At 68.7% G+C, this 18,583-nt stretch carries 15 protein-coding genes and 1 tRNA gene; 10 read left to right on the forward strand and 6 right to left on the reverse strand.

Annotation, left to right across the window (positions count from 1 at the left end):
- Positions 1–407 precede the first annotated feature (407 nt).
- From PSQ21_RS06805 to PSQ21_RS06825, 5 genes are all read left to right on the forward strand, one after another.
- The gene (locus tag PSQ21_RS06805; RefSeq protein ID WP_274035657.1) at positions 408–1,622 is read left to right on the forward strand and encodes a branched-chain amino acid ABC transporter substrate-binding protein; all 1,215 of its coding nucleotides are present in this window, start codon (positions 408–410) and stop codon (positions 1,620–1,622) included.
- A gap of 113 nt (positions 1,623–1,735) precedes the next feature.
- Positions 1,736–2,665 carry a branched-chain amino acid ABC transporter permease gene (locus PSQ21_RS06810; protein WP_274029503.1) on the forward strand — a complete coding sequence of 310 codons (930 nt, stop codon included), beginning with the start codon at positions 1,736–1,738 and terminating at the stop codon, positions 2,663–2,665.
- On the forward strand, positions 2,665–4,461 hold the full coding sequence (locus PSQ21_RS06815; RefSeq protein WP_274035659.1) for a branched-chain amino acid ABC transporter permease: 1,797 nt from the start codon (positions 2,665–2,667) through the stop codon (positions 4,459–4,461). The genes PSQ21_RS06810 and PSQ21_RS06815 overlap by 1 nt, the downstream gene beginning before the upstream one ends.
- Before the next feature lie 4 nt (positions 4,462–4,465).
- Positions 4,466–5,392 (forward strand): ABC transporter ATP-binding protein, encoded by a 927-nt coding sequence (locus PSQ21_RS06820; protein ID WP_274029504.1) that lies wholly within the window; start codon positions 4,466–4,468, stop codon positions 5,390–5,392.
- The gene (locus tag PSQ21_RS06825; protein ID WP_003969811.1) at positions 5,389–6,105 is read left to right on the forward strand and encodes an ABC transporter ATP-binding protein; all 717 of its coding nucleotides are present in this window, start codon (positions 5,389–5,391) and stop codon (positions 6,103–6,105) included. Before PSQ21_RS06820 ends, PSQ21_RS06825 begins: the two co-directional genes overlap by 4 nt.
- Before the next feature lie 84 nt (positions 6,106–6,189).
- Here PSQ21_RS06825 and PSQ21_RS06830 read toward each other — a convergent pair whose 3' ends face one another.
- Complete coding sequence (locus PSQ21_RS06830; RefSeq protein WP_003969810.1) at positions 6,190–6,846, reverse strand: ANTAR domain-containing response regulator; 657 nt, start codon at positions 6,844–6,846, stop codon at positions 6,190–6,192.
- Between the two features lie 99 nt (positions 6,847–6,945).
- Between PSQ21_RS06830 and PSQ21_RS06835 the strand changes: the two genes are divergently transcribed.
- Positions 6,946–7,018 (forward strand) — tRNA-Leu (locus PSQ21_RS06835).
- A gap of 111 nt (positions 7,019–7,129) precedes the next feature.
- Positions 7,130–7,909 carry a helix-turn-helix domain-containing protein gene (locus PSQ21_RS06840; protein ID WP_274029505.1) on the forward strand — a complete coding sequence of 260 codons (780 nt, stop codon included), beginning with the start codon at positions 7,130–7,132 and terminating at the stop codon, positions 7,907–7,909.
- Between the two features lie 17 nt (positions 7,910–7,926).
- On the opposite strand, the gene pyk is transcribed toward PSQ21_RS06840, so the two are convergent.
- From pyk to PSQ21_RS06855, 3 genes are all read right to left on the reverse strand, one after another.
- The gene (pyk, locus tag PSQ21_RS06845; RefSeq protein WP_274029506.1) at positions 7,927–9,366 is read right to left on the reverse strand and encodes a pyruvate kinase; all 1,440 of its coding nucleotides are present in this window, start codon (positions 9,364–9,366) and stop codon (positions 7,927–7,929) included.
- A 120-nt stretch (positions 9,367–9,486) separates the two neighbouring features.
- Positions 9,487–10,206: an SIMPL domain-containing protein gene (locus tag PSQ21_RS06850; protein WP_274029507.1), complete on the reverse strand. Its 720-nt coding sequence runs from the start codon at positions 10,204–10,206 to the stop codon at positions 9,487–9,489.
- Positions 10,207–10,352: 146 nt separating this feature from the next.
- Positions 10,353–12,173 (reverse strand): alkyl/aryl-sulfatase, encoded by a 1,821-nt coding sequence (locus PSQ21_RS06855; protein ID WP_274029508.1) that lies wholly within the window; start codon positions 12,171–12,173, stop codon positions 10,353–10,355.
- 272 nt (positions 12,174–12,445) lie between these two features.
- Here PSQ21_RS06855 and PSQ21_RS06860 point away from each other — a divergent pair, with 272 nt between their 5' ends.
- Positions 12,446–14,152, forward strand: a complete 1,707-nt coding sequence (locus tag PSQ21_RS06860; RefSeq protein WP_274029509.1) for a SulP family inorganic anion transporter — start codon at positions 12,446–12,448, stop codon at positions 14,150–14,152.
- 60 nt (positions 14,153–14,212) lie between these two features.
- On the opposite strand, the gene PSQ21_RS06865 is transcribed toward PSQ21_RS06860, so the two are convergent.
- Together PSQ21_RS06865 and PSQ21_RS06870 are read right to left on the reverse strand one after the other, a co-directional pair.
- The gene (locus PSQ21_RS06865; protein WP_274029510.1) at positions 14,213–15,640 is read right to left on the reverse strand and encodes a lysine N(6)-hydroxylase/L-ornithine N(5)-oxygenase family protein; all 1,428 of its coding nucleotides are present in this window, start codon (positions 15,638–15,640) and stop codon (positions 14,213–14,215) included.
- Complete coding sequence (locus PSQ21_RS06870) at positions 15,637–17,097, reverse strand: pyridoxal phosphate-dependent decarboxylase family protein (RefSeq protein ID WP_274029511.1); 1,461 nt, start codon at positions 17,095–17,097, stop codon at positions 15,637–15,639. The genes PSQ21_RS06865 and PSQ21_RS06870 overlap by 4 nt, the downstream gene beginning before the upstream one ends.
- Before the next feature lie 425 nt (positions 17,098–17,522).
- Between PSQ21_RS06870 and PSQ21_RS06875 the strand changes: the two genes are divergently transcribed.
- Complete coding sequence (locus PSQ21_RS06875) at positions 17,523–17,957, forward strand: ATP-binding protein (RefSeq protein WP_274035661.1); 435 nt, start codon at positions 17,523–17,525, stop codon at positions 17,955–17,957.
- Positions 17,958–18,140: 183 nt separating this feature from the next.
- Positions 18,141–18,542 carry an ArsR/SmtB family transcription factor gene (locus PSQ21_RS06880; protein ID WP_274029512.1) on the forward strand — a complete coding sequence of 134 codons (402 nt, stop codon included), beginning with the start codon at positions 18,141–18,143 and terminating at the stop codon, positions 18,540–18,542.
- Positions 18,543–18,583 lie beyond the last annotated feature (41 nt).

The following is an 18,583-nucleotide window of genomic DNA, read 5'->3' on the forward strand; positions in this document are numbered from 1 at the left end:
TAACGTGCAGGCAATGCGGAATCCAGCCGCGCACCCCGGCCACAGACACCCCGGGAGCTTCGCCGCACCCACCGCGACCACCGAACCGCGTCAGCACCAAGATCACCCCAAGCCCCTTAGCAGAGCTGCGCGTTCTCACCATGTGGTCCCTTCGCAGTCCAGGCGAAACCGCCACATGTCCTCACAGGAACCTCAAGCCTTGCTCAAGGGCATAACAAGAGAGTCACATCCGCCGCCGACCAGTCCCGGTGGCCCCCGGCTGCGCTTAGAGTCACCGCCAGTCACCGCGCCGCCGGGCGCGTCTGCTGCACGGCCCTGTACCAACCCAGTACGGCCCGGCGATCGTCACGGCACCTCAAGCAGAGGAGGCCGCGCCAGGGAAAGGACTTTTCGTGCGACACCGTTCTTTGCTCATACTCACCGCAGTGCTCACCACCGGAGCACTCACCCTCACCGCCTGCGGTTCGCGCGACGACAGCAAGAACAGCGGCGGCGGCGACGGAGGCAACCAGACGGTCGTCATCGGCCTCGACGCCCCGCTCACCGGCGACCTGTCCGCCCTCGGCCTCGGCATCAAGAACTCCGCCGACCTCGCCGTCAAGACGGCGAACAAGGAAAAGACCGTCCCCGGCATCACCTTCAAACTGGAAGCACTCGACGACCAGGCCCAGCCCTCCGTCGGCCAGCAGAACGCCGTCAAGCTCATCGGCACCAAAGAGGTCCTCGGCGTCGTCGGCCCGCTGAACTCCGGCGTCGCCCAGTCGATGCAGAAGCCCCTCAACGACGCCAAGCTGACCCAGGTCTCCCCCGCCAACACCGGCACCGAGCTGACCCAGGGCAACAAGTGGAAGACCGGCGACAAGAAGCGCCCCTTCGCCTCCTACTTCCGCACCGCCACCACCGACCAGATCCAGGGCGCCTTCGCGGCCAAGTACCTCTTCGAAACCGCGAAGATCAAGGACGTCTACCTCATCGACGACCAGAAGCCCTACGGCGCCGGACTCGCCGCCTCCTTCAAGGCGACGTTCACCGAACTCGGCGGCAAGATCGTCGGCACCGACCACGTCAACCCCGAGGACCGCGACTTCAACTCCGTCGCCACCAAGGTCAAGAGCTCCAAGGCCAAGGCCGTCTACTACGGCGGCGAGTACCCCGCCGGCGCCCCCCTGAGCCAGCAGATCAAGGACAGCGTCCAGATCCCCTTCATGGGCGGCGACGGCATGTACAGCGCCGACTTCATCAAGCTCAACAAGAAGGCCGAAGGCGACATCGCCACCTCCGTCGGCAAGCCCGTCGAGGAGCTGGAGTCCGCCAAGAAGTTCATCGCGGACTACAAGACGGCCGGCTACAAGGACGCCTACGAGGCCTACGGCGGCGGCACCTACGACGCCACCTGGTCCATCATCGAAGCCGTCAAGATCGTCGCCGCCGAGAACGACGGCAAGATCCCCGCCGAGGACGGCCGCGCCAAGGTCCTCGAAGCCATGGCCAAGGTCAAGTTCGAGGGCGTCACCGGCCCCGTCTCCTTCGACGAATACGGCGACACCACCAACACCCTGATGACCGCCTACCAGGTCACCGGCGGCAAGTGGGTCTCCAAGGTCAGCAGCACCGTCGAGTAACCACCGGCCGGGCACGGCCCCGCCACCACCACACAAAGCAACCAGACCGCGCGGGAGCGCTACGAGCCCTCCCGCGCGGTGCCATATCCGAACCACTCCACGGAGGCCCTGCGGTGAACGAACTGCCGCAACAGCTGGCCAATGGACTCATCCTCGGCGCGATGTACGGTCTCATCGCGATCGGTTACACGATGGTCTACGGAATCATCCAGCTCATCAACTTCGCGCACGGCGAGATCTTCATGATCGGGGGCTTCGGAGCCCTCACGGTCTACCTCGGGCTTCCGTCCGGATTCTCCCTCATAGCCGCGATACCCCTCATGATCGTCGGCGGCGTCATAGCCGCCGTCGCCATCAGCATGGCCGCCGAGCGCTTCGCCTACCGCCCCCTGCGCGGCGGACCACGCCTGGCACCACTCATCACCGCCATCGGGCTCTCCCTCGCCCTCCAGCAAGCGGTATGGATGTGGTACCCCGACGCCACCAAGGACCGCTCCTTCCCCCAGTTCGAAGGCGAAGCCTTCGACATCCTCGGCGCCACCATCCAGCGCGGCGACATCTTCGTCCTCGTCGTCGCCCCCCTCTGCATGCTCGCCCTCGGCCTCTTCGTCTCCAAGACCCGCGCCGGCCGCGGCATGCAGGCCACCTCCCAGGACCCCGACACCGCCAAGCTCATGGGCATCAACACCGACCGCATCATCGTCATGGCCTTCGCCATCGGTGCCGCGTTCGCCGCCGTCGCCGCCGTCGCCTACGGGCTCAAGAACGGCCAGATCGGCTTCCGCATGGGCTTCATCATGGGCCTCAAAGCCTTCACCGCAGCCGTCCTCGGCGGCATCGGCAACATCTACGGCGCCATGCTCGGCGGCATCGTCCTCGGCGTCGCCGAAGCCCTCGCCACCGGCTACATGAGCGAAGTCCCCGGCATGGAACTCTTCGGCGGCGGCGCCTGGAAGGACGTATGGGCCTTCGCGCTCCTCATCATCGTCCTCCTCGTACGCCCCCAGGGCCTGCTCGGCGAGCGCGTCTCGGATCGGGCGTGATGACCATGACTACCACCACCACACCCACCACCAGCGCTCTCATCCCGCTCCCCGCGAGCACGGCCCGCCACCTCACCACCGCCGGCGCGGCCATCGCCCTCATCGGCACCTTCCTCGCCTGGACCTGGACCGCCGAATTCCCCGGCGACCTCACCGTCACCGGCTACCCCGGCGGCCTCCAGGTCCTCACCCTCGTCGGCACCGTCCTCACCCTCCTGTTCGCCCTCTCCGGCTACGGAATCAAGGGACTCGGCTGGCTCACCCCCGGCGGCACCAACAGCCCCGTCCGACTCGCCGCCCTCGGCGTCCTCGGCACCACCGCCTTCACCATCGGCGCCATCGCCGCCAAACTCGGCGGCATCGTCAACCTCGAACCCGGAGCCTGGGTCGCGCTCGTCGGCGCCATCATCGCCACCGTCGCCTCCCTCGGCCTCCCCAGCGACCAGGAACTCGACGACACCACCCACCCCACCCCGCTCAACCGCCTGGTCAACAGCCTCCGAGCCCCCGCGCCCGGACGCGCCAAGGAACTCCCCAACTGGGCCGAGATCCTCATCATCGCCGGAGCCTTCGGCGTCGCCCTCCACGTCTTCACGTACGGCATCGACACCGAATACGCCGAACTCTTCATCGGCTACATCATCAGCGTCGCGTTCGGCTTCACCGCCCTCACCCGAGCCGGCCTCATCGCCCGCATCACCCGGCTGACCACCAAGCACCGCAACGTCACCATGGCCGCCGCACTCATCGCGGCCTTCTGCTTCCCCTTCACCCAGCAGAACGAGCAATACGCACTCATCGGCGCGAACATCCTCATCTTCGCGACCGTCGCACTCGGCCTCAACGTCGTCGTCGGCCTCGCCGGCCTCCTCGACCTCGGATACGTCGCCTTCCTCGGCGTCGGCGCCTACGCCGCCGCCCTGGTCTCCGGCTCCCCGCTCTCCCCCGTCGGCGTCCAGTTCCCCTTCTGGGCCGCCGTCCTCACCGGCGCCGCGGCCTCACTGGTCTTCGGCGTCGTCATCGGCGCCCCGACCCTCCGACTGCGCGGCGACTACCTCGCCATCGTCACCCTCGGATTCGGCGAGATCTTCCGCCTCACCGTCAACGCCCTCAACGGCGTCAGCGGCCCCGACCTCACCAACGGCTCCCAGGGCATCCCCAGCATCCCCGACCTCAACCTCTTCGGCTTCGACTTCGGCGTCAGCCACGACATCGCCGGATTCACCCTCGGCAGGTCGGCCAACTACTACCTGCTAATGCTCGTCTTCACCGCCGTCGTCGTCCTGGTCTTCCGACGCTCCGGAGAATCCCGCATCGGCCGCGCCTGGGTCGCCATCCGCGAGGACGAAACCGCAGCCACCGCCATGGGCATCAACGCCTTCCGGCTCAAGCTGCTCGCCTTCGCCCTCGGCGCCACCCTCGCCGGACTCGCCGGTACCGTCCAGGCCCACGTCTCCTACACCGTGACGCCCGAGCAGTACCAGTTCGCCGGCTCCGTGCCCCCGAACTCCGCCTTCCTCCTCGCCGCCGTCATCCTCGGCGGCATGGGAACCCTCAGTGGACCCCTCGTCGGCGCCGCACTGCTCTACCTCATCCCGGCCAAGCTGCAGTTCATGCAGGACTACCAGCTCTTCCTCTTCGGCATCGCACTCATCCTCCTGATGCGCTTCCGCCCCGAAGGGCTCGTCGCCGACCGCAGGAAGCAACTCGAATTCCACGAGACCGGCCAACTCGACGTCCCACCGGACACCCCACTCACCGACCAGGCCGCCGGCACCACGAAGGCGGGGGCGTGATCACATGACCACCACAACAACCACCCCGGCCAGCCCGGCCACCACGGTCCTCGACGCCAGCGGCGTCACCATGCGCTTCGGCGGACTCACCGCCGTACGCGACGTCGACCTCACCGTCAACAGTGGCGAAATCGTCGGACTCATCGGCCCCAACGGCGCCGGCAAGACCACCTTCTTCAACTGCCTCACCGGCCTCTACATCCCCACCGAGGGCAAGGTCAGCTACAAGGGCACCGTCCTGCCGCCCAAACCCCACCTCGTCACCAAGGCCGGCATCGCCCGCACCTTCCAGAACATCCGGCTCTTCGCCAACATGACCGTCCTGGAAAACGTCCTCGTCGGACGCCACACCCGGACCAAGGAAGGCCTCTGGTCAGCCCTCCTGCGCCTCCCCGGCTACCACAAGGCAGAAGACGCCAGCCGCGAACGCGCCATGGAACTCCTGGAGTTCATCGGCCTCCAGGACAAGGCCGACCACCTCGCGCGCAACCTCCCCTACGGAGACCAGCGCAAGCTGGAAATCGCCCGCGCACTCGCCAGCGACCCCGGACTCCTCCTCCTGGACGAGCCCACCGCCGGCATGAACCCCCAGGAAACCCGCGTCACCGAAGAACTCATCTTCGCCATCCGGGACCAGGGCATCGCCGTCCTCGTCATCGAGCACGACATGCGGTTCATCTTCAACCTCTGCGACCGCGTCGCCTGCCTCGTCCAGGGCGAAAAACTCGTCGAAGGCACCCCCGGCGACGTCCAGGCCGACGAACGCGTCGTCGCCGCCTACCTCGGCACTCCCTTCGAAGGCGCCCCCGGCGCCGAAGAAATCGCCGAGGTCGAAGCAGCCGAAGCCCACGCCGGAACCACCAGCACCACCACCCCGGCAAAGGACACCACGCCCGACACCACCAGCACCGATGAGGAGGGCACCCGATGACCGCACTGCTAGAGGTCGAAGACCTCCGGGTCGCCTACGGCAAGATCGAAGCGGTCAAGGGCATCTCCTTCACCGTCGAAGCCGGCCAGGTCGTCACCCTCATCGGCACCAACGGCGCGGGCAAGACCACCACCCTGCGCACCCTCTCCGGACTGCTCAAGCCACTCGGCGGCCGCATCCTCTTCGAGGGCAAGCCACTGGCCAACATCCCCGCCCACAAGATCGTCTCCCTGGGCATCGCCCACTCCCCCGAGGGACGCCACATCTTCCCCCGGCTGACGATCACCGAGAACCTCCTCCTCGGCGCCTACCTCCGCAACGACAAGGCAGGCATCGAGAAGGACGTCCAGCGCGCCTACGACCTCTTCCCCATCCTCGGGGAACGCCGGAAGCAGGCAGCGGGCACCCTCTCGGGCGGCGAGCAGCAGATGCTCGCCATGGGCCGCGCCATGATGTCCCAGCCCAAACTGCTCATGCTCGACGAGCCCTCCATGGGACTCTCCCCGATCATGATGCAGAAGATCATGGAGACCATCGTCGAACTCAAGGCCTCGGGCACCACGATCCTGCTCGTCGAGCAGAACGCCCAGGCCGCCCTGTCCCTCGCGGACCAGGGTCACGTCATGGAGGTCGGCAAGATCGTCCTCTCCGGCGCGGGCTCGGACCTGCTCCACGACGAGTCGGTCCGCAAGGCCTACCTCGGCGAGGACTGACACCCCGCCGCCCCGCCGTACGCGAGAGGCCCGCACCCCGGTTCACCCCGGGTGCGGGCCTCTCGCGTACGTACGTGTACGCGGCTACTCGGCCGACTTCTTCTTCTCCTCGGCGTCCTCGATCAGCGCCTCCGCCAGCTGCTGCATCGACATCCGGCGGTCCATCGACGTCTTCTGGATCCACCGGAACGCGGCCGGCTCGGAGAGCCCGTAATCCGTCTGGAGGATGCTCTTCGCCCGGTCCACCAGCTTCCGGGTCTCCAGCCGCTGCGAAAGGTCCGCGATCTCGCTCTCCAGTGCCTTCAGCTCCGCGAACCGGGAGACGGCCATCTCGATGGCCGGCACCACGTCGCTCTTGCTGAACGGCTTCACCAGATACGCCATGGCCCCGGCGTCCCGGGCCCGCTCGACGAGGTCGCGCTGCGAGAACGCGGTGAGCATCAGGACCGGGGCGATGGACTCCTCGGCGATCTTCTCGGCGGCGGAGATCCCGTCGAGGACCGGCATCTTCACGTCCAGGATGACGAGGTCCGGCTTGTGCTCCCGGGCCAGCTCCACGGCCTGCTGCCCGTCGCCCGCCTCACCGACGACGGAGTAACCCTCCTCCTCCAGCATCTCCTTGAGGTCGAGGCGGATGAGGGCCTCGTCCTCGGCGATGACGACGCGGGTCGTCAGCGGCGGGACGTGCGACTTGTCGTCGTCGACGGCGTCTACGGGCTGGGGCGACTCGGGGGTGGTCACGGGGCTCCTTGTTAGGACAGGGGTGCAGCTCCCAAGAGCCTACCTAGTTACGGTATGTTTGAGGCACGGAGGGTCCTCGGTATCCTTCGTTTCGAAGGGGCCCCGGTAGCCCAGCGGCAGAGGCGATGGATTCAAAACCCATACAGCGTCGGTTCGAATCCGACTCGGGGCACTTCTCCTTGGATTCCAAGGCGAAGCGACAATTTGACGATCTTCACCCTTGCTGGTGAACGCTCCTTCGATCCGGGCACGCCCCTTCGAAGGTCGCAGAAAACTACGCGGCATGGAGCAGCACAACCCCTCGATACGTGACGAAGCACTTGCCCTCTTGCGGAGCGGAAGCACCAATCGAGCAGTGGCAGAACATCTCGACGTGCCGCGCGGAACCGTCGGCTGGTGGCTGCACGAGGACCGCAAGCGACGCGGTGTGCAGTACGAACCGCCCACCGACTGCCCTGTGTGCACAGGCCGACAGGTCGATCGCGCCGCCTACGCCTACCTACTGGGGCTGTACCTCGGCGACGGCCACATCACGTCGAAGACCAAGCAGCATCATCTATCGATCTTCTGCGACGCCATCTGGCCGGGCGTGATCGACGAGGCGGAATCGGCCATGCGCACGGTCATGCCGATGCCGCGCATCGGTCGGCGTGAGCGAGACAACTGCATCGAAGTGAAGTCGTACAGCAAACACTGGACCTGCGCCTTTCCACAGCACGGACCGGGCAAGAAGCACGAGCGGCCGATCGTTCTCGAAACGTGGCAGCAGGAAATCGTCGGCACCCACCCGTGGCACTTCATCCGCGGCCTCATCCACTCCGACGGATGTCGGAACATGAACTGGACAACCAGGATCGTCAAGGGCGAACAAAAGCGCTACGAGTACCCCCGGTACTACTTCACCAACGTCTCCGACGACATCCGCCGCCTCTACACCGACACCCTCGACGGACTCGGCATCGTATGGACACACTGCACCCGCGCGGGCAAGCCGTACAACATCTCCGTAGCCCGACGGGCATCCGTAGCCCTCATGGATGCGCACGTCGGGCCCAAATACTGAGCTGATCCCGAGCCGCCCTACTTCGGGCTGTCGTCCTCGCCGATGTGGTGGACGCGGACCAGGTTGGTGGAGCCCGCGACGCCGGGCGGGGAGCCGGCGGTGATGACGACCACGTCGCCCTTCTCGCAGCGGCCGATGCGCAGGAGCTCCTCGTCGACCTGGGCGACCATCGCGTCCGTGGAGTCGACCTGCGGGCCGAGGAAGGTCTCGACGCCCCACGTCAGGTTGAGCTGGGCGCGGGTGGCCTCGTCGGGGGTGAAGGCGAGGAGCGGGATGGGTGAGCGGTAGCGGGAGAGGCGCTTGACGGTGTCGCCGCTCTGGGTGAAGGCGACGAGGAATTTCGCGCCGAGGAAGTCGCCCATTTCGGCGGCGGCCCTCGCGACGGCGCCGCCCTGGGTGCGGGGTTTGTTGCGCTCGGTGAGGGGCGGGAGGCCCTTGGCGAGGAGGTCTTCCTCGGCGGCCTCGACGATGCGGGACATGGTGCGGACGGTCTCGGTGGGGTATTTGCCGACGCTGGTCTCGCCGGAGAGCATGACCGCGTCGGTGCCGTCGATGATGGCGTTGGCGACGTCGGAGGCTTCGGCGCGGGTGGGGCGGGAGTTGTCGATCATCGAGTCGAGCATCTGGGTGGCGACGATGACTGGTTTGGCGTTGCGTCGGGCGAGCTTGATGGCGCGCTTTTGGACGATCGGGACTTGTTCCAGGGGCATTTCGACGCCGAGGTCGCCGCGGGCGACCATGATGCCGTCGAAGGCGGCGACGATGTCGTCGATGTTGTCGACGGCCTGGGGTTTTTCGACCTTGGCGATGACGGGGAGGCGGCGGTTCTCCTCGTCCATGATGCGGTGGACGTCGTCGATGTCGCGTCCGGTGCGGACGAAGGACAGGGCGATGATGTCGGCGCCGGTGCGCAGGGCCCAGCGGAGGTCGTCGATGTCCTTTTCGGAGAGGGCGGGGACGGAGACGGCGACGCCGGGGAGGTTGAGTCCCTTGTTGTCGGAGACCATGCCGCCTTCGATGACGGTGGTGTGGACGCGGGGGCCTTCGACGTCGGTGACTTCGAGGGTGACGCGGCCGTCGTCGACGAGGATGCGTTCGCCGGTGGTGACGTCGGTGGCGAGTCCGTCGTAGGTGGTGCCGCAGATGTCGCCGGTGCCTTCGCCTTCGAGGGGTTCGACGGTGATGGTGAAGGTGTCGCCGCGTTCAAGGAGTACGGGGCCTTCGCGGAAGCGTCCGAGGCGGATCTTCGGGCCTTGAAGGTCGGCGAGGATGCCGACGCTGCGGCCGGTTTCCTCGGAGGCTTTGCGGACGTGGTGGTAGCGCTGTTGGTGTTCGGCGTAGCTGCCGTGGCTGAGGTTGAAGCGGGCGATGTCCATTCCCGCTTCGACCAGGGCTTTGATCTGGTCGTATGTGTCGGTGGCGGGTCCCAGGGTACAAACGATTTTCGCTCGGCGCATGGTTCGAGACTAAACCTTACCTTCGGGTAGGTATTTGGCTCTGCGTGACACCTCAACAACCTTCTCATGAAGGGTTGTTGACAACTGTTGAATTGTGCGGCGGGGTGCTCTGATGAGCGTTTATCCGAGGTTCGGCGGGGCGAGTGTGAAGGAGGCTTCGACTTGGGCGTCGATGGTCTGGCGTACGGGTTCGAGGTCGACGGGTGCGGCGTCGGTGGCGGCTTCCGTGCCCGCGCCTCGGTGGGTCATCGCCTGGGTGGAGAAGCCTGCCCGGGCCATGTGGGGCCCGCTGTGGGTGCCGGTGTCGTTGAGTTCGAGGAGGGCGTCGAGTCGGGTGTCGAGGGCTTCGGCGTACTCGCGGGCGCGTTGGAGTGCTTCCTGGACGGCTTGGCGGCGGGCGGTGGCGTGGTGGGGGGAGGTGGGGCGCAGTGCCCACCAGGGGCCGTCGACGCGGGTGAGGTCGTGGTTGGCGAGGCGGGCGATGAGTTCGCCGAGTGCGGTGAAGTCGTTGAGTGTGGCGGTGAGTTGGATACTGCCGTGGTAGGCGCGGATGCGTTCGGCGCGGCCGTGGCGGGTGAGTTCGGGGCGGATGGTGAGGGTGCCGGTTTCCAGTTTGTCGATGGCGTCGCCGTAGGTCTTGATGAGGTCGAGGGTGGTGGTGTTGCGGCGGGTGAGGTCGTCGAGGGTGGTGCGGCGGTCGGTGGAGCGGGCGGTGAGGGTGATGGTGATGTGGGCGATTTCGGGGTCGACTTCGAGGTGGGCTTCGCCGCGGACGGTGACGTGGGGGGTGGTGGGGGTTCCGTAGGGGTGGTGGGTGGTGGGTGTGGGGGTCTGGGTCATGGGTTCACTGTGGCATGGGGTGGTGTGTGTCGTGGGGTGGTCGGATCGAAACCTGTGTGGGGTGTTTCAGCGTCTGACCGGTGGCGTCGCCCGTGGGCTGTCTCGTTGTCCGGATGCGGGGGGGCGAGCTGGGTGGCTGTGGTCGGTCAGGGTGTGACGATCGGGAAATTGGGGTCGGGTTCGTCGAGGACGGACATGAGGGTGGCCAGGGTGCCGGGGTCGCCGGTGTGGTCGATGCCGTCGAGGCTGCCGCTGGTGAGCATGTCCGTCAGCTGTGGTTTGGTCAGGGTGAGCGTCAGATCGGCGGTGTCGTCGGCGGAGGTGTCCGTGGCGGGGTGGTGGACGAGGACGCCGTTGTGCAGGCTCGTCCGGTATGTCTGGTCGAGGTCGGTGAATCGCCACAGCATGGTCAGGGAGTGGTTCCATGCCCGGGGGCCGTTGACGCGGATGGCGAGGGAGTCGAGGATCTGCTCGACGGAGAGCGTGGTGGTCATGCTGCCGGTGGTGATCGGTGTGGGTTTGACGCCGGTGCGCAGCTCTTGGGCGGCCATGAGGTAGTTGTTGCGCCAGGTGCCGCATTCGGCTCCGTGGCCGAGGCGTTCGAAGGTTTCGGCGAGCAGTTCCTTGGCCCGGGTCTCGTCGGGGGCGGCGAAGGTGGCGTGTTTGAGGAGCTGGGCGGCGAAGCGCAGGTCGTCGGTGTCCATGTAGGAGCGGGCTTTGGTGAGGACGGAGTCGATGCCGCCCATGCAGTCGACGTAGCGCTGGGCGGAGGCGGTGGGCGGGTGTTCCCAGAGGGAGGCGGGGTGGCCGTCGTACCAGCCCATGTAGCGCTGGTAGATCGCCTTGACGTTGTGGCTGACCGATCCGTAGTAGCCGCGGGTGTGCCAGGCGTTCGCCAGGCGGGGCGGCAGCTCGATCATCTCAGCGATCTCGGTGCCGGTGTGGCCTTGGTTGAGCAGACGCAATGTCTGGTCGTGGAGGTAGCCGTACAGGTCGCGCTGCTCGGAGAGGAAGGTGGTGAGGCGTTCGGTGCCCCAGGTCGGCCAGTGGTGGGAGGCGAAGACGACGTCGGAGTCGGCGGTGAACAGGTTGATGGCCTCGGTGAGGTAGCGGGACCAGATCCGGGCGTCGCGGACCAGGGCGCCGCGCAGGGTCAGGATGTTGTGGAGGTTGTGGGTGGCGTTCTCGGCCATGCACAGGGCGCGGCGTTCAGGCAGGTGGAAGTTGAGTTCGGAGGGGGCTTCGGTGTCCGGGGTGAGCTGGAAGCGGAGCAGGACACCGTCGAGGCGTTCTTCCTGGCCGGTGCGGGTGATCTCCACGGTGGGCGGCAGGAGGCTGGGCAGTCCGTGGGAGGCGGTGAAGCCGAGGCCGACGCCGATGAGGCCGCGCGGGCCGGGTTCGAGTTCGCCGCCGGTGTGGTAGGCACCGCGGCGCAGCATCGCGGTGCCGGCGTAGACGTTCTCGGCGACGGAGTGTTCCATGAAGCCCTCGGGGGCGACGATCGGTACGTTGTCGTCGGGGCTGATCACGCCGAGGATCCCGCCGAAGTGGTCGATGTGGGAGTGGGTGAACAGCACTGCGGTCACCGGCCGCTCGCCCCGGTGGGTCCGGTAGAGGGCGAGTCCTTCGGCGGCGCACTCCTGTGAGACGAGCGGGTCGATGACGACGATCCCGCGCTCGCCTTCGATCAGGGTCATGTTCGACAGGTCGAAGCCCCGGATCTGGTAGATGCCCTCGGTGACCTGGTACAGGCCGGCTCTGGCACAGAGTTGCGACTGGCGCCACAGGCTGCGGTCTGCTGTGTCGGGGCAGTCCTGCCGCAGGAACGCGGTCGCCTCGAAGTCCCAGACCACCCGCCCGTCCGGTGCCGTGATCCTCGCGTTCGCGGGGCCGGCCACCAGGCCCCGGTCGGCGTCCTCGAAGTCGGTTCGATCGGCGAAATCGGGGGCGGCGTCGGCAGGGCTCACAGGGGGACCTCCAGGTCGGGGCGGGCGTACCGGCGCGCTCCGGGGGCCGGTGCGAGCCCGGTCACGCCATTCTCGGCCGCCTTGAGGGCGACCGACCGGTGGGAGCGGACCGAACGGGTGATGGCAGGTGCCTGCGGCCGTCGGGGGGCGGAGTGTGGGCGGGCGCTCGGCCCGAAGCCGATCTAGGGTCCCGTGCAGATGCCGCCGTACGGCCCGACCTGCATCGGCCGCGTGGCACATCACCGCGGGGAGAAGGGGACTTCCGGTCGACCATGCGCACCCATGCCCTCACGACGATCAGGGTTCGCCGCCGCCTCGGCAGGCCCGTCCCCGCGGACCTCGGTTCGGGTGCCGTGACCGGCCTCTTCTCGATTCCTGAGGGGATGGCGTACGCGGCGATCGCCGGCTTCAACCCGGTCGCCGGGCTGTACGCGGGTGTCGTTCCCGCGATCGTCGGCTCGTTGTCCTCCCGCTCCGTTCTGATGGTCACCACCCTGACGAGTGCCATCGCGCTGACTTCGCAGAGCGTGCTGTCGGAGGCGGGCCTGGACCCGAAGGTCGCCGGGAACGTCGCCCTGCTGTCGGTGATGGTCGGAGCGGTGATGCTGCTGATGGGCATGTTGCGGCTCGGCGCGGTGATGAGCTTCGTGTCGAACGCGGTGATGACCGGCTTCTCCACCGGTATCGCGCTGCAGATCATCACCGGGGTGCTGAAGGACGCCACCGGCTACCAGCCCCAGGGCCACAACAAGCTCCATCAGCTCGCCGACTGGCTCTGGCACATCGGCGACTGGGAACTCGCCGCTACCCTCACCGCTCTCGCCACCGTCGCTGTCTGGGCGCTCGCCCGCGCGGTCAGACGCCTTGAACCCGTCGCCCTGCTCATCGCGATGGTGCTGGTCAGCCTGGTGGTGGCGGTCTTCTCCACGGACGTGGAGATGGTGAGGGACATCGCTTCCATCCCCGGCTCGCTGCCTTCCTTCTCCGCTCCCGATCTCTCCGCCGTCCCCGACCTCGCCTGGGGGGCGGTCTCGGTCGCTCTGGTCGCGCTCGCGCAGGCCGCCGGCATCGCACCGTCCATGCCCAACCCGGACGGGACACGCTCCGACATCAACGGCGACTTCCGCTCCCAGGGTTACGCCAATCTCGCCGGCGGTCTCTTCCAGGCGCTGCCGTCCGGCGGCTCGATGTCCCGCACCGGCGTCGCCGTCTCCGCCGGTGCCCGCACCCGCTGGGCGGGGGTCATCTCCGGCGTCTTCCTCGCTCTGGTCGTCCTGTTGTGCGGCTCGCTCGCAGAACGCATCCCCATGCCCGTCATCGGCGGGCTCATCCTCGTCGTCGGCGGCGAGCTCGTCTGGGGCAGACGCCACGACATCGTGCTGGTCCTCCGTACGTCATGGGTGTCGGCCGGAGCCATGGTGCTGACTTTCCTCGCGACCACCCAGCTCCCCCTGCAGCAGGCGATCGTCCTCGGTGCCGTTGTCTCGCTGCTGCTGTACTGCGCCCAGGCAGCCCGCCAGGCGAAGCTCGTCGCCCTCGTACGGAGAGACGACGGCCGCTGGGAGACGGCGCGGCCGCCCGCCGCCCTCACCCCCGGCAGGATCACCGTCCTCGACTACGCCGGCTCTTCGCTCTTCGCCGAACTGCCCCGCGTCGAGTCCCAGCTTCCCGCTCCCGACGGGGCCCGGGGCGCAGTTCTCATTCTCGTCGTCCGTGCCCTGCCTGATGTGCCGTCCTCGGCGATGCTCAAGCTTCTCGACCGGTACGCCGGACAGCTCGCCGACCGGGGCGGCCGGCTGATCCTGTGCGGCGTCCAGCCTCCACTCGTACGCCTTCTGCATCGCTCCGGGATCGCCGGCCGGCTCGGCGACGGCGGAATCGTTCCCGCCACGAGGGAACTGTTCGGTGGGCTCGACACGGCACTCGCCGAAGCCCACAGAACCATCGACGTCGGCCGGGACGGGCCGCGTCCCGAATAGTCTTCCGCTTCGACAGCGGCCCGGGTCTCTTTCGGGGGCCCGGGCGTTCGTTGTGCGGGGTCAGACGGATTGGCTCAGGGGGGCGAGGGCGGGTCCCTGGGCGGGGATTCCCGGGTGTCGGGGGGTGAGGCCGAAGGTGGTGAAGGCGGTGCGGTCGGGGAGGGGGTAGGGGTGGGCGCCGGTGAGGTTGTTGAGGATGGTGGCGCTGCGCCAGGCGGCGAGTCCGAGGTCGGGGGCGCCGACTCCGTGGGTGTGGCGTTCGGCGTTCTGTACGTAGACGTGTCCGGTGACGGCGGGGTCGAGGACGAGGCGGTACTGGTCGTCGATGCGGGGGCGGTGGGAGGCGTCGCGGCTGAGGTAGGGGCCGAGGCTGCCGAGGACGGCGTCGAGGGGGCGTTCGCGGTAGCCGGTGGCGAGGATGACGGCGTCGGTGGTGAGGCGGGCGCGGGTGCCCTGCTGGGTGTGTTCGAGGTGGAGTTCCACGCGGGAGTCGGCGACGCGTCCGGCGGTGCGGACGTGGACGCCGGGGGTGAGGGTGGCGTCGGGCCAGCCGCCGTGGAGGGTGCGGCGGTAGAGCTCGTCGTGGATGGCGGCGATGGTGTCGGCGTCGATGCCTTTGTGGAGCTGCCATTGGCGGGGGACGAGTTCGTCGCGGGCGGTTTCGGGGAGGGCGTGGAAGTAGCGGCTGTAGTCGGGGGTGAAGTGTTCGAGGCCGAGTTTGGAGTACTCCATGGGGGCGAAGGCCTGGGTGCGGGCGAGCCAGTGGATCTTCTCGGCGCCTTCGGGGCGGGCGCGCAGGAGGTCGAGGAAGATCTCGGCGCCGGACTGGCCTGATCCGATGACGGTGATGTGTTCGGCGGTGAGGAGCCGTGTCCGGTGGCGGAGGTAGTCGGCGGAGTGGAGTACGGGGACGGTTTCGGCTTCGGCGAGGGGTTTGAGGGGGTCGGGGACGAAGGGTTCGGTGCCGATGCCGAGGGCGATGTGGCGGGCGTAGGCGCGGCCGAGGGCTTCGGCTTCGCCGTCGCGGTCGAGTTGGGTGAAGTCGACTTCGAAGAGGGCGCGTTCGGTGTTCCAGCGGACGGCGTCGACCTGGTGGCCGAAGTGGAGGCCGGGGAGTTGTTCGCTGACCCAGCGGCAGTAGGCGTCGTATTCGGCTCGTTGGATGTGGAAGCGCTCGGCGAAGTAGAAGGGGAAGAGGCGGTCGCGGGTGCGCAGGTAGTTGAGGAAGCTCCAGGGGCTGGTGGGGTCGGCGAGGGTGACGAGGTCGGCGAGGAAGGGGACTTGGAGGCTGGCGCCGTCGAGGAGGAGGCCGGGGTGCCAGTGGAAGGCGGGGCGTTGTTCGTAGAAGGTCGCGGCGAGGGGGCGGGGGTCGTCGGTGCTCGCGGGGAGGTTGTGGGCGAGTGCGGCGAGGGAGAGGTTGAAGGGGCCGATGCCGATGCCGACGAGGTCGTGGGGCTGGTCGGGGGCGGGGGCGGGCCGGGCGGTCATCGCGGGGTGTCGCTTTCCGTGAGGTGAGGGGTGGGGTGGTTCGCGGTGGGGGTGGCGGGTGGGTGGGTGACGTGGTTGGTGATGAGGTCGGCGGTGGTGTCGGTGATGAGGTCGAGGAGTGCTCGGAGGTCCTGGGGGGTGGTGTGGGGGTTGAGGAGGGTTGCTTTGAGCCAGAGGCGGCCTTCGGCGTGGGCGCGGCCGAGGACGGCGTGGCCGCGTTGGAGGAGGGTGCGGCGGACGGTGGCGACGGTGTGGTCGTCGGCGTCGGTGGGGCGGAGGAGGACGGTGCTGATGGTGGGGCGGTCGTAGAGGTCGAGGGTGGGGGTTTGGGTGATGAGGTCGGCGAGGTGGTGGGCGGTGGTGAGGGTGCGGTCGATGAGGTCGGCGAGTCCGGTGCGGCCGAGGGCTTGGAGGGTGACGGCGATCTTGAGGGCGTCGGGGCGGCGGGTGGTGCGCAGGGAGCGGCCGAGGAGGTCGGGGAGGCCGGCTTCGGTGTCGTCGTCGGCGTTGAGGTAGGGGGCGTGGTGGTGGAGGGGGGTGAGGTGGTGGCGTTCGGGTACGGCGAGGAGGCCGGCGCTTGCGGGTTGCCAGCCGAGTTTGTGCAGGTCGAGGGTGACGCTGTGGGCGCGGTCGAGGCCGTGGAGGAGGGGGCGGTGGGTGGGGCTGAAGAGGAGGGGTCCGCCGTAGGCGGCGTCGATGTGGAGTTCGGCGCCGTGGGTGGTGCAGAGGTCGGCGATGGCGTCGAGGGGGTCGATCTCGCCGGTGTCGGTGGTGCCGGCGGTGGCGACGACGAGGAGGGGGCGGTGGAGTTCGGTGAGGGCTTCGTCGAGTGCGGCGAGGTCGAGGGTGCCGGTGGGGGCGGGGACGATGACGGGTTCGGGGAGGCCGAGGAGCCAGGCGGCGCGGGTGACGCTGTGGTGGGCGTTGGCGCCGCAGATGGTCTGTACGGGGCCGTGGCGTTCGCGGGCGAGGAGGAGGGCGAGTTGGTTGGCTTCGGTGCCGCCGGTGGTGATGACGGCGTCGGGTGAGCGGGTGTGGGGGTAGATCTCTGCGGCGAGTGCGGTGGTGAGGTCGGCTTCGAGGGTGGAGGCGGCGGGGGCCTGGTCCCAGGAGTCCATGGAGGGGTTGAGGGCGCTGGCGGCGAGGTCGGCTGCTGCTGCCAGGGCGAGGGGTGGGGTGTGGAGGTGGGCGGCGCAGTGGGGGTGGGCGGGGTCGGCGGCGCCTGCGGCGAGGGCGGTGACGAGGGTGCGGAGGGCGTGGTGGGGGCCGGTGCCGTGGTCGGGGATGAGGGGGTGGGTGGCGGTGCGGGTGCGGGGTGTGACGGTGTCGGGTCCGCCGGCGGGGAGGGGGCCGCCGCGGAGGGTCGCGCCGTCGTGGAGTGCGGTGAGGACGGTGTCGATGAGGGGGCGGAGGGCGGCGGGGCCCGTGGTGCCTCCGGCGAGGGGTGGGGTGGGCATGGGTGGGGTGGTCCTTCGGGTGCGGGGGGTCTCTTGTCGGCCTGTCCCGGGTTTCGGGCGGCGCGGCCGAAGAGCCCAACGATCCGAACTCGCATGGGGTACTGGTGATCGGTGTGGCCTGGTTGGGGAGGGGCGGGATGGTAGGGGCGTGCGGTTGTGGGGTGGGGGTGCGGTTGTGGGACGGACGGGGGTGCGTGTGGGGGCGGGGGCTGGGCGGGTTTCGGGCCGAGCGGCCGGGGCGGGGTGGAGGGGCCGCCCCTTTCTCCCTTCCTCGCCCACGCTCTTGCTCTTGCTCTTGCTCGATGAGTGAATTGCAGATTTCGGCAATTCACTACATGCTGTACGGGTCGTTTCGCCGTCGGCGCGCGGCCCCCGCGCGGCTCTCCGGCCCGCGGCGGTGGTTTTCCTGTCCGGGAGTCCGCCCGATGATCACGCCGCCCGACACGTTGCCGTACCGGCATGTGCTGACGCTGCCCGCGATGGGGCCGGCCGTGCGCATCGCCCGTGAGACGGCCGAGCAGGTGCTGCTGGAGTGGGGGGTGGGCGACGCGTGCCGGGATCCGGCGTTGCTGATCCTCAGCGAGCTGGTGGCCAACAGTGTGCGGCATGCGGCGGTGCTCTCGCCGAACGTGACGGTGGTGTTCGCGGGCGGGCCGGGCACCTTCGCGTTCGGCGTGCACGACCGTCACCCCTATCGGCCGGCGCTGTTCGCGTCCGCCGGGACGGCGCCGGGCCGGGGTCTGGCCACCGTCATGGAGCTGACCCACGGTCTTGGCGGCAGTGCGGTGGTGCGGGGCGATGTCGACGAGGGCGGCAAGAGCATCTGGATCACCCTTCCGCTGCGGCCCGGCGGCCGGTGAGCGGACTGTCGGGGGGCTGCCCGGACTGTCGGGCGGCTGCCCGGGCCGTTGGGTGACTTCGGGGGCGGGTGTGGTCCCCGGGTGCGTCCGTGGAGCGCGAAGGCGCGAGGATGACCCCATGGAGAAGAGTTCTGGTCAGCTGGGGTGCGCCGGGTTCCCGGTGTGCGGAACGGGGCCGCGCCGGTGAGCACGCCGCTGTACCGATTGAAGGCGGAGTTCTTCAAGACGCTGGGGCACCCGGTCCGGATCAGGGTGCTCGAACTGCTCAGTGAACGTGAGCACGCGGTCTCGGAGATGCTGAACGAGGTGGGGGTCGAGGCCGCCCATCTCTCCCAGCAGCTCGCCGTGTTGCGCCGCGCCGGTCTCGTGACGGCCCGGCGGGAGGGATCGGCGGTCCACTACACGCTGGCCGACCCGGGGGTGGCGGAGCTGCTGCGGGTGGCGCGGACGATCCTGACCGGGGTGCTGGCGGGCCAGGCGGAGCTGCTGGCCGATCTGCGGGCGGCGGGCGGCTCCGGGGACGACGCCCCGGAGGACGCCCCGGACGAGACCCCGGACGCGGGCCACGACGACGGCGGCCGCTGATCTCCGTACGGTCCGGGTGGGCCCGTCCCGGCCGCGGGGCG

It is taken from the genome of Streptomyces sp. MMBL 11-1, assembly GCF_028622875.1.
In the GTDB taxonomy this organism is placed as follows: domain Bacteria; phylum Actinomycetota; class Actinomycetes; order Streptomycetales; family Streptomycetaceae; genus Streptomyces.

What these genes read in the sequence shown, in the direction of transcription:
- PSQ21_RS06815 (WP_274035659.1), top strand. Translation starts at nt 2,665, where the DNA reads ATGACCATGACTACCACCACCACACCCACCACCAGCGCTCTCATCCCG.
- PSQ21_RS06820 (WP_274029504.1), top strand. Translation starts at nt 4,466, where the DNA reads ATGACCACCACAACAACCACCCCGGCCAGCCCGGCCACCACGGTCCTC.
- PSQ21_RS06825 (WP_003969811.1), top strand. Translation starts at nt 5,389, where the DNA reads ATGACCGCACTGCTAGAGGTCGAAGACCTCCGGGTCGCCTACGGCAAG.
- PSQ21_RS06840 (WP_274029505.1), top strand. Translation starts at nt 7,130, where the DNA reads ATGGAGCAGCACAACCCCTCGATACGTGACGAAGCACTTGCCCTCTTG.
- pyk (WP_274029506.1), bottom strand. Translation starts at nt 9,366, where the DNA reads ATGCGCCGAGCGAAAATCGTTTGTACCCTGGGACCCGCCACCGACACA.
- PSQ21_RS06850 (WP_274029507.1), bottom strand. Translation starts at nt 10,206, where the DNA reads ATGACCCAGACCCCCACACCCACCACCCACCACCCCTACGGAACCCCC.
- PSQ21_RS06860 (WP_274029509.1), top strand. Translation starts at nt 12,446, where the DNA reads ATGCGCACCCATGCCCTCACGACGATCAGGGTTCGCCGCCGCCTCGGC.
- PSQ21_RS06865 (WP_274029510.1), bottom strand. Translation starts at nt 15,640, where the DNA reads ATGACCGCCCGGCCCGCCCCCGCCCCCGACCAGCCCCACGACCTCGTC.
- PSQ21_RS06870 (WP_274029511.1), bottom strand. Translation starts at nt 17,097, where the DNA reads ATGCCCACCCCACCCCTCGCCGGAGGCACCACGGGCCCCGCCGCCCTC.
- PSQ21_RS06875 (WP_274035661.1), top strand. Translation starts at nt 17,523, where the DNA reads ATGATCACGCCGCCCGACACGTTGCCGTACCGGCATGTGCTGACGCTG.